Here is a 13,453-nt window from a genome sequence, read left to right as displayed (position 1 = left end):
TTCAAATATTTCTATCCACGCTATCAAAAAGGCCCAAAATATGTTAAATGATCGGCCGCGGAAAACATTAGATTTTTATACTCCGCACGAAGTCTTCAATAAACTGTTAACCGTTGCACTGGAAACTTGAATCTACACAGCTACCTATTTTTTTTTTTCAAATTCAGAAAAAGGAAAATCATCAATAAACGACTTTACAGCATCATCCCCGACCGGCTTGCTGTAGTGGATCTGAGCAAGTTCTTCCTTTTTCTCCTGAATAGCTACATCCCAATTTTTGAAAACGGATGCTTTTGATATAGGTTCCCTTATTTCTTTTTGTTTGATAAGTTCGATTACTTTGTCCCAATGCGGATTAAATTCATTAAAGATAAGAAACAGATCGTAAAAATCCCTGTATCTGGCTCTGCCGCTGCAAGCTCGCACTTTTTCAGCGCAAATTTCGTTTATGTCCATTACCATAACACTAGCCTGAACACCCCATACATTTTTATACTCTATCTTTTTCGGCGGAATTGCGACATTTTGCATACAATCGATCTCCACTTTCAGAAAATTAGGTAAACCGAGAGGTCCTTGATATTGTACGCGTTCAAGCTTTATAGTAGCTTTTGATCTGTATTCTTTTTTTACGATTATATAGCCGGTATTTTCCAGTACCGTTTTTATCTCTTCAACAGTGACAGCCGGATCTATGGCAGTAAAATCCAGATCTTCTGAAAACCTGTATTGGGGCAGATAACAATGATGTATAGCCGTACCGCCTTTAAAAACAAGTTTATCTTTGAGAGACGATTCAAATATTATTTTAAGCACTACGGCAAGAAAATAGTCTTTTTCCGCGGTAGAAAGATCATATTTTAGTGTGCGCCTGTTAATAATGTTCAGTTCTTGTTTAGAAATTAAGCTTATCGTCAAAGTATATTCTCCATTTTGCGTTAAATTTCTTTGATCCTTTGGTTAATCTGTCGTAGCTATTTTTCCCTGCGACTTTTTTATGCAGATCGTCCGTATTAACGCCGACAACGTCAAGCAAAAAACCTATTTTCCTGATAATACCGGCGCCAAATTTAAGAGCGTACTCTTTTAAGAGAAGAAAATCTATGTCCTGTTTGTGATCCTTTAGTTTTTCCATTACGAGGCTTATAGTGTAGGAATTTGAGCGGAAATACAGCATATCAAGAATAGCTTTTTCTTTGTTCGCAACATTTACAAGGCCCTTATCGGAATGCTGTTCGCTGAAACCAAAGTAAAGATCTTTTTTTATCTTAAAAAATCTTATTTGGATATTTTGCATTTCATATTTCCGCGCCCGGACAAATGTTACCGCATCAACGGTAGATAACATCTGGTCAAACATCCCGTGATACTGCAGGGCATTTTCAAATGAAATGTATGATTGTCGGTTAAGGGCTTGTGCGATAGCCATACCGGAAATATCGTTAAACGCCAGGCTGCTCAAATCCGTAATCACAACATAAAGTCCTTTTTTGATGCGAACAAGCCAACCGGACTTTAACAAGAAGGATATTCTGTCTTTAATTGTTTGAATTGATCTGTATTTGTCTTTTAGTAAGTCCCTCAATTGCTCAAAAGACACTATACGGCCATATCGGACTATGGCTTCTTCCAGAAATTTTGCATCATTTCCTGATAGAATAGTGTTAGATGTGCCCATATAATATCCTTTTATGGCTACTTTATGGTAATAATATACACTAATAACGATATTTTGTCAAGTATTATTCACGTATTAATCAAATTATGTCAATTTTAAGTTAATGACTCCTTGAAATAATGAACCTTTAAAACACATTGATTTTTATAATATTATCTTTAAAATATCAGACGATATTTAGACGGTTATTAGACGATTGTCAAGTGTTAATTTCTTCACTACGCCGCCACGAATTCAATTCTACCTCTTTCTCCCCCCTGCAGTTCCGATAAATCGGAACAACGCGCAGGGGCTATCGTTTATCTTAAAACTTATGGCCGTCTTGAAAATTTATCTCGCAGTGAGTTCCATCGCAAAACGGCTTGTTTTTAGACTGCCCACAACGGCATAAAGTAACGCGGTTTCTGATCTCGTATAAAGTCCCGTCCTCTGATTGAACCGGGATTCCGCCTTTTACCCAGAGAGGGCCGCTTTGCCTGCGGAAAGGATCTTCAACAAGACTGATCTGTATTTTGAAATTCGGCTCAATCCGCTTTTTTGATCCTTTTTCCCAGGCAACCAGCCGCCCGGAGGGGCAATCGCAGGCGTCCGCAATCGCCATTTTTTTTGATTCGGGCCTGTCTGAACGCAATGCCAATTCCCATGCACTGCCCCCGCGATGGCAGAAACGGCCGACCGCGCAAAGATCTTGCGCGTCGGTAAGTATAAGATCTCGTCCTTCAATTACTTGAGCCTGTTCGGAATACTTTGTTTTATCGGCAGTTTCCGTACCGTCAAAACCGTTTTTTAGATGGGCCCCGTCGCAAAACGGCTTGTTTTTAGACTGCCCACACCGGCACAGAACATAAGATTCCTGATCGGGATATTTCTCGCCCGCTTTCCAGCTTTTCGGAACGCCGCTTTCATCAGAAATTATTATTTCTTTTCCTAAAGGGACCGAACCTGAAACAGTATAAGGGCCGTTTTTGGTTATCTTTATCTTAGCCTTGAGGTTCTTTTTTTCAGCCATACGCCTCTCCGTCTATTTGAAATCTGTCTTCTCCATGAAGTCTTGAAATTTGGACGTATTGTTTTCTGCTTTGGACCAACGTTCAAGCTCTTTAATATTCACTTTCTTTTTCTGGGCCTCAGCTACCATAACCGCCTGCTCCAAAGACTGGGCGTCGTTCCAGTAATAATAAGCCGATAACCTGTCTTTTACGCAGTCAGTCGGCGTTAATAGTTTTAATTTCCCCAGATTAAAAAATTCTTTTATTGGTTCGTTCCCTATGGATACGGGCGGGGCAACAAAATCAATAACATATTCTGTTTTTGGACTGCTGAATATTCTGCCTTTTTTTTCGCTAAATCCAATCTCTTTCAGCGCGTTTTGGACTTCCTTCAGGCTGCTTTCAGTAACAAAGTCAAGGTCATAAGATTGATAATTATTTTTGCTATAAATTGAAACGCATGCGCCGCCGACTAATACTGCTTCAATATTCTTTCTAGACAAGTTATCGGCTACAAGTTGTGCGAGTTCAAGAATGGTGAGTTTAGAAATGTTTTTCAAATAGGCTTACCTGCTTTCCGCGGCCTTGTGCGAAGCATGTAATATTTCTGCATCTCGCTTTCGGGCAAGAATGCAAATGCTTTCTTGATAAGCGCTTTTAACTCCCCTACAAACGGATACCTTGGGTTAAACTGGTAAATTCTTACCCTTCCCATTAGACGGCTCACAACTATCCCGCCATTTTCAAGCCGCCTCATCTGCTGCTGAACCGCATTTACGCGGATACCAAAAGTATTGGCTATCTTATTGGGATAGCCTTCCCCGTAGCGCTCAATAAAAAACAAAATGCGTTCAGTGGTTTTATTTCCAAATAATGATTCTAGCATAATACTTTACTCCATGAAATAAAGATCAATTGCCTGCCTTCCTGACTTCGTGAAATATAAATCAATTGCTTACATTCTAGCGCTTACCATATTATATGGTAATAATACCATACATTATGGTAAATGTCAATAGTTACCATACAACATCGCTTTAGTCCATATTTGTATGGCAATCCGAGTCCGTTTCAGGTTTGACTAGTAAAACTTATCTTCCCCCCGCTCGCCTTTCGAGTTCAATTTTACACCTTTATTCTATGTTTTTCAACGATTCTTAGAACATCCCTAATTTGATATAATATGCCCATGACTAAAATCAACTTTCAGCGGATTTTAAATTTTTTATTTTTAATAGCTTTTTTGCTTTTTGGCGCGTGCGCGGGGCCACAGCGTTTCGTGCGAAAAGCGCCGGCGCCTGAGGATATGCCAAAGCATGGCGTGTTTGTAAATCCGTTGCCTGGCTCTCATGTGATTTCAAATTTCGGGCCGCGAGGCCGTGAGTTTCATGAAGGCATTGACTTAAAGAAAAGTAAAAAAGGCGGTGATTTTGTGATTGCCGCACGGGCCGGCATGGTGAAGTTTGCGAAAAAGCAGTCTGGGTATGGGCGGATGGTGCTCATACGACATAAGGATGGGTGCTACACACGCTATGCTCATTTGAAAAAGATATTTGTAGAGGAAGGTCAAACGGTTGCAGCAGGCGAGAAAATCGGGACCGTTGGCTCTAGCGGCCGTGCAACCACCCCGCATTTACATTTCGAAATCATTACAAGAACAGGTTGTCCGGTAAACGCCCGACCTTACTTAAAATAAATCCCACTCCCCCAGTTTTACTCCTCTGTAGATTTCTCCCCTATTGATTTGCCCCCGTAGTTTTCACTGAAAACTGGACACAGGGGCAAGCAGAAACCTGGACATGGGGGAAACGCGGGGGCAAAAAAAAGAAGGCGACCAAGTGGTCGCCTTTTATCCCCCGAGGGCGCTCCTTATACTCCCCCCAGGTAATATATTAATAGCTTAGAAAGGATGATTCGTCAAGGGGAAAAGCAGTTTTACTGTGTAAAACTTGGCGTGGGGTCTCCAATTAATAAAAGCTTATTGAAATCGTAATTGACATTTCAATGCTTAGGATATAAAATATAATTAAAGCATCTGAGGTAACGTTCTGAGGTGTTCAAAAATTAGAAAGTTAACAGCCCCCATCCCCACTGATTCGTTTTGCATTCGCAAAAGCGAATCAAAACGATGGGGATAAACATGGGGGTGATTCCCTGAGAAGCAGGGAATCAAAGTCGCCCTCCGCATGTTTTGCTTACGCAAAACAAGACAGCTGAGGCGCCGATTTAGAAAAACATTGAAGGCTACCCCCATAGTTTTCAAAGTCGAAAACTAAACATGGGGGCTCCTATTTAGGAGAAACTTATTGAAGTCGGGAGGTAGTCATGTTAAGAAAGTTGATGTTTGTTTTGTCTTTTGTTTTTTTTGTTGCTTATGGGGTGTCCTTTAGCGCGGAATCCACAGGCCCTGGCAGTAAGGAGACAGCGGTTTCTGCATCCGAAGAGAAGGCGGAGCAGCCTGAAAGCAATATCACAGTTTCTGACGCAAAATTTTGTACATCAGTAAGTGAAAGAGAGCCCGTTGGAGCAAATACTTCTTTCTCAACTGAAAATAATGTTGTCTATTACTGGTCTAATGTTAAAACAGATGCAGCCCCCGCTTCAATTTCGCATGTTTGGACATTCAATGGCGAAAAAATGGCGGAAATATCATTAAACATAAAAAATGAAAGGACTCGTACCTGGAGTTCCAAAACACTTATGCCGGAATGGACGGGAGAGTGGACGGTAGAAACAAAAGATTCAAATGGAAATACAATTAGAAAGGATTCTTTCACATATAACAAGACTGAGGCCACGCCCAAGAGCACTGAATCTGAAGGATCCCGGACAAAATAAGGATCCCTTTGCTGTTTCCAGCGAGAAATAAGACCGCAGGGACTCCGATTTATTCAAACTTATTGAAGTCGCCGCATTGGTAATGGCCATTCAACCTACGAGGTTGAACGGCATGAATCCGTGCCAGCTTTACTTGTTTTACTTATTCAATCCCCGATTTATTTCCCATCCGCCTTTGCTAAACCGCCAACCAACCCTCCTCCTACGCTAAGCATTTCGGCAATAAACCGCGATTATTTTCACCTTCACTATACGTGTCGTCTATAAGCACGGCTATTCGCCGTATAGTCGCCACAGTTTCGGTGGACAGGCATCGCATTGCCTCAACAGCTACGGATGACACAGCGGGGGTTGGTTCGGTTCCGACCAAAAATCAAGATTCAAAATTAACTACGAGACCCCGGATTATTTTTCTAATACTTCAGAAAAGAACGCGTATCCTTCCAGAATACTTTCACAGATCATTTGTACAATATTTTTGAAATCTCCCAAATCGCCCTTGCTTAATGCCATGTAGTAAGCATATCTGTGCTCTACTTTGATAATTGCCGGGGCAATCCCCTTGCTTAGGCATTGGGTAATCATAATTAAACGGCCTACCCTTCCGTTGCCATCAAAAAAAGGATGGATTGCTTCAAACTCATAGTGGTCTTTTGCGATTTTACCGATAATATCGTTCCCGTATTTATTTATTTGCCCGATAAACTGTCCCATTTTTAGCGGGACTTCCTGAGCAGAAGGAAGCTTTTTTTCAGTATTGGTAAGATTTACATAGCCATCCCTGTATTTTCCCGGCAGTTTATTATTAAAGTTATACATAACGATCTCGTGAAGTTTAAATATGTATTCTTTGGTAATTTTGAAGTTCGGTTTTACACTTTCAAGCACAAACTGCAGAGCATTTCGGTGGTTTACGGCTTCAAACACTTCAAACAGCTCTTTGCCCGGAACTTTTTTACCGTCAAAAGCATCTTGCGTTTCTTTTTTCGTCATTCGGCTGCCTTCAATAGCGTTGGAATGATACGTTATTTGAAGGAAGAATTCGTCGCGAAGTTTTTTGTTGGTTTTTAGAAGCCTGATCGGATCATTGATTTTCTTTTTGAGATCAAAAACGATCTTTCGTTGGTCAACATATTCTTTAAAAAGCTGGTCGATATCCCTTGCCTGTCGAAGATGCGGTTTTACATCTTTATCAAGCCAGCGATAGACCGTTTTGTAGGGAACTTCCATTCTTTTGGCGAGCTCTGAGCGGGATATTTTGGTAACAGACAGGATTTGAAGGAGTTTTTCTTTGTCACTTAGCCGATATTTCATTTATTTGCTCTCCCGGCACTATAGGACATATGCCACGCATATTACTGCAATATCAATATACCATATGTCCTATTAAATGTCAAGCATTATTTATTATATGTCCTATGCCAAACATAAACAGCCTTTCTGATCTTAAAGTATATTTAAAGTAGTATATCAAGTGCTTTATTTGAAAAGCAGGTTAAGGTTAAATAAAACATCAAAATTCAAAAATCAAGATTCAAAATTAACTACAAGATCCCGGATCAAGCCCGGGATGACAGATTCTTCCTGGATTCCTTCCCCCTGAACTGCAAGGTTAAGATTGAGACCCCTGCTGTTTTGATTCTCAAAACAAGGCGCAGGGGCAGGCAGGCTAAGGTTGAGCACAACAACTGCTTAGATCCCGAATCCCTTGAAAACCTTTCAAACTGTCACCCTGAACTTGTTTCAGGGCCGGGATGACAGGACAACCCAACCCAACCCTCCTCCTGCGCTAGACGCGATATCATAAACGTGGCTATTTGCCACACAGATCTCGCAGCTACGGATGACACAGCGGGGGTTATTTTAACGCCTTTGCCAATTCTTCAACGCTAAACGGCATACCGCTGTATTTCAATATGCGTTTATGGGCATCAATTCCGGTTTCAAGTTTTAAAAGGTTTGCAAACTGTCCTGTGGCATTGTTTTCTACAACAATTATTTTTTTAGCTCTTAAAAGATAATCTTTTGTTGAAGGATGCAGTGGATGCACCTGGCTGAAATGAAGCATGGCCATATTTTTACTTTTTAAAACGTCTAATGCTTCTTTAATAGCGCCGTATGTTGATCCCCAGCCAATAATGAGTGTTGAATATTTCTTTTCCCCTTCAAAAACCGGCTCAATTATTTCCTTTTTAATTTTTTCATATTTTTTCAGGCGTTTATTAACCATCGAAACCCTTACGCTTTCGCTTTCGGTAATGCGGCCGGTTTCATCGTGCTCGTCCGAATCCAGCGCAACCACGCCTTCTCCAAAATCCGGTATACCTCTTGGCGATATTCCGTCCTTTGTTAAAGAATATCTTTTGTAGTCCTGATTGGTTTTAACGACATATCTTTCAATAGTGGATTTAGAGATATCAAAATTGGGTATATTGCCGTATGAATCGGCAAGATATTGATCGGTAAGAAGGAAAACCGGTACTTGAAATTTGTCGGCAAGATTAAATGCCTTTTGAGCAAGATGAAAAGCGTCGGTTATATCTTTTGGGGCAAAAATAATTCTGGGAAATTCTCCGTGCCCGGAATATAATACCAGGTTTAGATTACCCTGTTCGGTTCTTGTCGGAAGCCCTGTTGCAGGGGCAGGCCTTTGACCAACATTTATAACAAGAGGGCTTTCAATCATACCGGCAAGGCTTACCCCCTCACACATCAAAGCAAATCCGCCCCCAGCGGTTGAAACCATTGCCCTTGCGCCGGCATACCATGCCCCAATTGCCATATTTATGGCACTTATTTCATCTTCAGCTTGTTCTGCGATGATTCCCGCATCAGAAGCATGTTCGGAAAGAAACGTTATTACTCCCGTGCTGGGAGTCATAGGATAAGCTGAAATAAAATCGCATCCGCCAGCAAGGCATCCCAAAGAGAGTGCTTCAATACCGCTTATAAGGATTTCTGATTTTACGGAAGGATTCGTAGAGATATTTATTTCTATATTTTCCGTTTCAAGAATTTTTAAGCCGGCTTCATAACCCTTTTGGGCCGATAGCAAATTATTGTCAATAATATCCCTTGTTTTTTTTGAGAAAAAATCGGAAAGGTATTTTTCAATTATTGATTTATCAACCTTAAAAAGTCCCAATATAAGAGCGACAGCGACGGTATTTGAATAAATCGCTCCGCCGGATTCTTGCGCGTACTTTGAAATAGGCACATCAATTATTTGTAGATTCGTGTTTATTTTCTCTTTTTCGCCGACAATTATTGTATCTTTAGTTATTCGGTGGGCAAGATGAGGTATTGCGTCTTGATCCAGAGGTATTAGCAAATCAATTTTATTAACAAATGCGGAAACGCGTTTTGAAGTAATTCTAAGCTGAGTGGAATTGCTCCCTCCGCGAATTCGCGACATGTACTCTTTTGTGGCAAAAACATTATATCCGGCTTCTTTAAATATTCCGGTCAAAAGTTTTTCTACAGTTTGAATTCCCTGCCCCGCTTCACCGCAGATAACTATTGAGATGTCGTCGTTAAATTGTTTCATAAGATCTACATTGATATACCAGCAATTTGAATATCAAACGTCAAATATCAAATGTCAAAAATATTGTATCCGCCCAGAGCGGATGATTTAAATAAGTCCCGAGTAGTCGGGACACCTCAATTTTAATTTTTGATTCTTGATTTAACTTTTCTAATGTAACCGATTCTACAGACACTCGCAATGTATTTCGTAGTATGCTCTCGGATGCAGGCACGCAGGACATTCTTCAGGGGCTTCTTTGCCTTCGTGGATATAACCGCAGTTTCTGCAGCGCCATTTTACTGAACTATCTTTTTTAAATGTTTTATTTCTAGATATATTTTCCGCTAAAATCAAATACCTTTTTTCATGGCCTCTTTCGGCAATTGAAATATTATTGAAGCAGTCAGCAACCTCATCAAAACCCTCTTCTTCCGCAATCTTGGCAGCTTCCGGGTAAAGCTTTGTATGTTCAAGATTTTCTCCAGCAGCAGCAGCTTTAAGGTTTTCAAGAGTATTCCCGATTTTTCCTGCCGGATATGTTGCTTGAATTTCCAGATCCCCGCCTTCCAAAAACTTAAAAAACCTTTTTGCGTGCTCTTTTTCATTCTCGGCAGTATCTGAAAAAATCCAGGATATTTGTTCATAGCCCTCTTTTTTCGCCTGCGAGGCGAAATAGGTGTAACGGTTCCTTGCCTGTGATTCTCCTGCAAATGATGCCAGAAGATTTTTTTCTGTCTTTGTGCCTTTAATGCTTTTCATGTAAGCCTCCTTTTACCAACATAAGCCGTTTCATCTGCGCTCCACCTCATCAAGAAGTTTGCGTATCTGCTCAGGTGCCGGAAGTTCCTTCTGAAGATTTTTCGGCAGGGTCTGTGTTATACGATAGTTAGCTACTGCTATTGGCTTATTGCTCACTTTGAGGGCGTATTCAACAATCGTTCTCTTCTTTTCTTTGCACAGGATAATACCTATAGATGGATTTTCGCCTTTTTCCCGCAGAGTGCTGTCCAATGCTGCTAAATAAAACTGCATTTTCCCAACATGTTCCGGTATAAACTTTCCGATTTTGAGCTCAACCGCCACCATACATTTTAAGCGGCGATGATAAAGCAGAATATCAATGAAATATTCTTCACCTTCTATTTCAAGCCGAAATTGATTGCCCATGAACGCAAAAGCCCCGCCCATTTCTACGAGAAAACGGTTGACTTTAGCAATCAATGCCCGTTCAAGCTCCATCTCGCTGTGTTCTTCGCCAAGTTCCAGGAAGTCAAATGTATATTCGTCTTTGACTGCAAGTTTCGCCTGGTGCTTAATCGGCGCAGGCAGCGCCTTATTGAAATTGGTCTGATTCAGCAATGTTTTTTCATAACTTTGATTTTCAATCTGATGAATCAATACATTCTTAGTCCAGCCCATTCGCTTTGCCATTCTGATATAATACTCACGTTCAAGATCATCCTTGCATTTAGCCATAATAATTAAATGTTTGGCCCAGCTTATTTCTCCAACCAGTGGTTGGAGATTTGCCTTATTGCAGTACTCCACATAAAATTGGCGCATATACCATAGATTCTGCGATGAAAAACCTTGCATTCCGTGAAACTCTTGCTGCAAATCCTGTGCCAATGTTTCAACCACTGCTTTTCCCCAGCCATGCTTTTTTTGCCGGTCTACAATCATCATTCCTATGTCCCAATAAAGATTAATTAGTTCTTTGTTGACTGCCTTTAGCGCGTCATACTGGGCAGAAAGTATTCTTTGTTTGACATCCTTAAAGAGGATAAGGTATTCGTCTTTTCTTATTTCTTTTGTCACGAATTAACTCCTTATTATACTACCGAATTATTACTGCCGATGGCACAGTCAGTCTTCCAACCAACCCCGGAGGTTGGTCTAGTGCTATACAATTACCTTCGCCCTAACCGCGGATCGGCTTGGTTTTGTACCCCAAATTTATTAAATCCTTTTAATACATCGGATATTTTTCTGAGGTGTTCTTGTTCCTGAACGATAAGTTTATCCACATCCTTATGAAAACCTTCCCAGACATATCTTTTCATTTCATAATAAAAAAGTATTGAATCTTTTTCAAAACCTATCGCTAACTCAAGAGCCTGTTTGTCATTTCTTATTTTTCTGGCGATCTCATAACCTTGCTTGTTTTTTGTAAATACATTTTCCGAAACAAGCGCAAGCATATAGTCGGCATATTCTCCGGGATAGCGTTCGGCTGGCTCATTCGTGTCCATTTGTTTTAAAATAGTTTCAAAAACTGCGATATGGAGTTGTTCTTCGTTGGAAAGATATTCAAATATCTTTTTTGCCCCTTCGGCCTTCACCGACTTTGCGGCTTGATCGTAAAAATCCCTGCCGTTTTTTTCTATTTGAACAGCAAATTTTACTATCTCACTTGAATTAAAAAGATTTCCCATTAATAAACCTCTGCTAAAACGAGTTAACACCCCGATTGGTACCACGACAACCTAGTCCCACCCCCGAGGAGTACGTACGCACACCTCGGGGGTGTACTTACACATTAAATATATTTCAAAAAGAAAGAATCTGCTTCTTCTTTTGTTTTTGTGTTATAAAATTCTTTAAGATCCTTCTTTTCCCTTAGTCCGACTTGATGCATTATCTGGCATTTTATGTCTTCAAACTTGGTTACAGCAACGCTAAAGCTAGTCAAGCCCGCTCCCAAGAGTAAAGGATAGAATTCTTCAAATGCGGCAATTTCTCCGCAAAGGCATACTTCTTTCTTTGCCTTCTTTCCTTCCCTGGCCGTAATTTCAATAAATTTGAGCACCGCAGGATGAAGTATATGGTATCGTTTTTCTGCAATCATATTACCCCGCGAAGCGGCTAAAGTGTATTGCAGTAAATCATTAGACCCAATATTTACAAAATCAACCTCGTTCAATATTTCTTTAATCATCATTACGGCACCGGGTGTTTCTATCATAGCGCCGATCTTTATAGGATTATGCTTAAAATCAGATCTTTCTTTTTTAAGCAGGTCTTTGGACTTTGCAACTATTCGTTTAAAGGTAAGTATGTCCCCCACATCGGACACCATAGGAAATAGTATCCGCACGTTTCCGTTCTCGTTTGCGCGGAGAATTGATTTGAGCTGAGTAATGTAGAGATACTCAAAAACTTCAGCGGCAATCGCTCCTCTCAGTTCAAGATCGGGATTAACATTTTCCGGCACAATTAAAAAAGGAGGCAATTTATCCGTACCGATATCTAAGAGACGCACTGTAATCGGCCGGTCCGGAATGTGATTAAAAATATGGTCATACATTTTGAGCTGTTCTTCTTCAGTAGGTGCGGAATCCCTTTTTGCAAAAAGAAATTCCGTTCTCAAAAGCCCTATACCGTCATGAGGAATTTCATGCAAAGTGTTTAAATCTTCGGGCGTGCTGATATTTAGCTTCAAAGATATCCGCTGGCCGAGCTTAGTTTGAGCGGAAACATTACGTTTTTTTACGCATAGATTCTTTTTTTCATTTATGCTTTGAATCTTTTTATCATAATACTCGGTAGTTTTTTGGTCCGGATCAAGAATTACTTTCCCTTTTGAACCGTCCAAAAATATTTGACAACCGCAGTCAAGTTCCTTTTCTACATTAATTCCAAACACCATCGGGACGCTGAAACTGCGCGCAAGAATTGTGGCATGGCTTGTAATGCCTCCTTCCTCTGCAACAAATCCAAGCACATGGTCCTTATTCATATTGAGTATCATTGAAGGAGTAAGAAGCTTCGCTGCCACTATTACCGGCTGTGCTTCTCCGACGGGGCACTTAAAACCGCCGGTTTTTTCCCTAAACGCACCAAGAATGCGGTCTCTGGTATCCATGAAATCGTGTGCAAGCTCTTTGAAATGTCCGGATTGTGTTTCATATTTTGAGATATATTCGCCAAACACATCGCTTACGGCATGTTCGGCATTGATAAGTTTTTCCGAGATAAGCCGTTCCACCTTTTCTTTAAGCCTTGGATCTTCCAGCATCAATAAATGAACGCCAAAAATATCTTCGGCTTTTTTATCTTTAAGCTCTTTTGAAACATGAACCATCTGCGTCATTTCCGATTTAGCTTTTGATAAAGCGGTATCAAAGCGGTTTATTTCAGTTTTAACATCAGTATTTTCAATAAGGTAATGAGGAAGGTCGGAATCAACTCTGCCAAGGTAAAGGCAGACGGTTCCTTTTACAATGCCTGAAGCAATAGGATTACCGTGGAGTATTTTCATATTTAAAATAGGGACACTGTAGATTCAAGTTTCCAGTGCAACGGTTAACAGTTTATTGAAGACTTCGTGCGGAGTATAAAAATCTAATGTTTTCCGCGGCCGATCATTTAACATATTTTGGGCCTTTTTGATAGCGTGGATAGAAATATTTGAAAAAT

General features: G+C 40.4%; 13 protein-coding genes. 2 read left to right on the top strand and 11 right to left on the bottom strand.

Annotated elements, in window-relative coordinates; genetic code table 11:
• Positions 1-144: 144 nt before the first annotated feature.
• From NT145_06995 to NT145_06975, 5 genes are all read right to left on the bottom strand, one after another.
• On the bottom strand, positions 145-918 hold the full coding sequence (locus NT145_06995) for a nucleotidyl transferase AbiEii/AbiGii toxin family protein (GenBank protein MCX5782432.1): 774 nt from the start codon (positions 916-918) through the stop codon (positions 145-147).
• A complete protein-coding gene (locus NT145_06990) occupies positions 896-1,678 on the bottom strand; it encodes a hypothetical protein (GenBank protein MCX5782431.1) in 783 nt (260 codons plus the stop codon). The genes NT145_06995 and NT145_06990 overlap by 23 nt, the downstream gene beginning before the upstream one ends.
• A 304-nt stretch (positions 1,679-1,982) precedes the next feature.
• Positions 1,983-2,687: a CDGSH iron-sulfur domain-containing protein gene (locus NT145_06985; GenBank protein MCX5782430.1), complete on the bottom strand. Its 705-nt coding sequence runs from the start codon at positions 2,685-2,687 to the stop codon at positions 1,983-1,985.
• 12 nt (positions 2,688-2,699) lie between these two features.
• The gene (locus NT145_06980) at positions 2,700-3,227 is read right to left on the bottom strand and encodes a hypothetical protein (GenBank protein ID MCX5782429.1); all 528 of its coding nucleotides are present in this window, start codon (positions 3,225-3,227) and stop codon (positions 2,700-2,702) included.
• Positions 3,224-3,553 (bottom strand): winged helix-turn-helix domain-containing protein, encoded by a 330-nt coding sequence (locus NT145_06975; GenBank protein MCX5782428.1) that lies wholly within the window; start codon positions 3,551-3,553, stop codon positions 3,224-3,226. Before NT145_06975 ends, NT145_06980 begins: the two co-directional genes overlap by 4 nt.
• Positions 3,554-3,856: 303 nt before the next feature.
• On the opposite strand from NT145_06975, the gene NT145_06970 reads away from it, so the two are divergent.
• Both NT145_06970 and NT145_06965 read left to right on the top strand, forming a co-directional pair.
• Positions 3,857-4,363 (top strand): M23 family metallopeptidase, encoded by a 507-nt coding sequence (locus tag NT145_06970; GenBank protein ID MCX5782427.1) that lies wholly within the window; start codon positions 3,857-3,859, stop codon positions 4,361-4,363.
• Positions 4,364-4,992: 629 nt separating this feature from the next.
• A complete protein-coding gene (locus NT145_06965; GenBank protein ID MCX5782426.1) occupies positions 4,993-5,505 on the top strand; it encodes a DUF2914 domain-containing protein in 513 nt (170 codons plus the stop codon).
• Between the two features lie 405 nt (positions 5,506-5,910).
• Here NT145_06965 and NT145_06960 read toward each other — a convergent pair whose 3' ends face one another.
• The 6 genes from NT145_06960 to ptsP form a co-directional block, all read right to left on the bottom strand.
• Positions 5,911-6,498 (bottom strand): Fic family protein, encoded by a 588-nt coding sequence (locus NT145_06960; GenBank protein ID MCX5782425.1) that lies wholly within the window; start codon positions 6,496-6,498, stop codon positions 5,911-5,913.
• Positions 6,499-7,363: 865 nt separating this feature from the next.
• Positions 7,364-9,052, bottom strand: coding sequence for a 2-oxoacid:acceptor oxidoreductase subunit alpha (locus NT145_06955; protein MCX5782424.1), 1,689 nt, complete (start codon positions 9,050-9,052; stop codon positions 7,364-7,366).
• A gap of 165 nt (positions 9,053-9,217) precedes the next feature.
• Positions 9,218-9,793 (bottom strand): rubrerythrin family protein, encoded by a 576-nt coding sequence (locus NT145_06950; protein MCX5782423.1) that lies wholly within the window; start codon positions 9,791-9,793, stop codon positions 9,218-9,220.
• Between the two features lie 30 nt (positions 9,794-9,823).
• Entirely contained in the window at positions 9,824-10,852 is a 1,029-nt protein-coding gene (locus NT145_06945) for a PDDEXK nuclease domain-containing protein (GenBank protein MCX5782422.1), read from the bottom strand.
• 92 nt (positions 10,853-10,944) lie between these two features.
• Entirely contained in the window at positions 10,945-11,469 is a 525-nt protein-coding gene (locus NT145_06940) for a ferritin family protein (GenBank protein MCX5782421.1), read from the bottom strand.
• Between the two features lie 104 nt (positions 11,470-11,573).
• Complete coding sequence (gene ptsP, locus NT145_06935; GenBank protein MCX5782420.1) at positions 11,574-13,295, bottom strand: phosphoenolpyruvate--protein phosphotransferase; 1,722 nt, start codon at positions 13,293-13,295, stop codon at positions 11,574-11,576.
• Between the last annotated feature and the right edge of the window lie 158 nt (positions 13,296-13,453).

The organism is Elusimicrobiota bacterium (genome assembly GCA_026388075.1).
Classification (GTDB): Bacteria; Elusimicrobiota; Endomicrobiia; order Endomicrobiales; family JAPLKN01; genus JAPLKN01.
The sequence above is the reverse complement of the archived record's forward strand: the minus strand, read 5'-3'. Positions and strand labels throughout refer to the sequence as shown.

Bases quoted from the DNA above. Each gene is read 5' to 3' on its own strand.
- NT145_06990 (MCX5782431.1), bottom strand. From the start codon at position 1,678: ATGGGCACATCTAACACTATTCTATCAGGAAATGATGCAAAATTTCTG.
- NT145_06985 (MCX5782430.1), bottom strand. From the start codon at position 2,687: ATGGCTGAAAAAAAGAACCTCAAGGCTAAGATAAAGATAACCAAAAAC.
- NT145_06975 (MCX5782428.1), bottom strand. From the start codon at position 3,553: ATGCTAGAATCATTATTTGGAAATAAAACCACTGAACGCATTTTGTTT.
- NT145_06970 (MCX5782427.1), top strand. From the start codon at position 3,857: ATGACTAAAATCAACTTTCAGCGGATTTTAAATTTTTTATTTTTAATA.
- NT145_06965 (MCX5782426.1), top strand. From the start codon at position 4,993: ATGTTAAGAAAGTTGATGTTTGTTTTGTCTTTTGTTTTTTTTGTTGCT.
- NT145_06960 (MCX5782425.1), bottom strand. From the start codon at position 6,498: ATGACGAAAAAAGAAACGCAAGATGCTTTTGACGGTAAAAAAGTTCCG.
- NT145_06955 (MCX5782424.1), bottom strand. From the start codon at position 9,052: ATGAAACAATTTAACGACGACATCTCAATAGTTATCTGCGGTGAAGCG.
- NT145_06950 (MCX5782423.1), bottom strand. From the start codon at position 9,793: ATGAAAAGCATTAAAGGCACAAAGACAGAAAAAAATCTTCTGGCATCA.
- NT145_06940 (MCX5782421.1), bottom strand. From the start codon at position 11,469: ATGGGAAATCTTTTTAATTCAAGTGAGATAGTAAAATTTGCTGTTCAA.
- ptsP (MCX5782420.1), bottom strand. From the start codon at position 13,295: ATGAAAATACTCCACGGTAATCCTATTGCTTCAGGCATTGTAAAAGGA.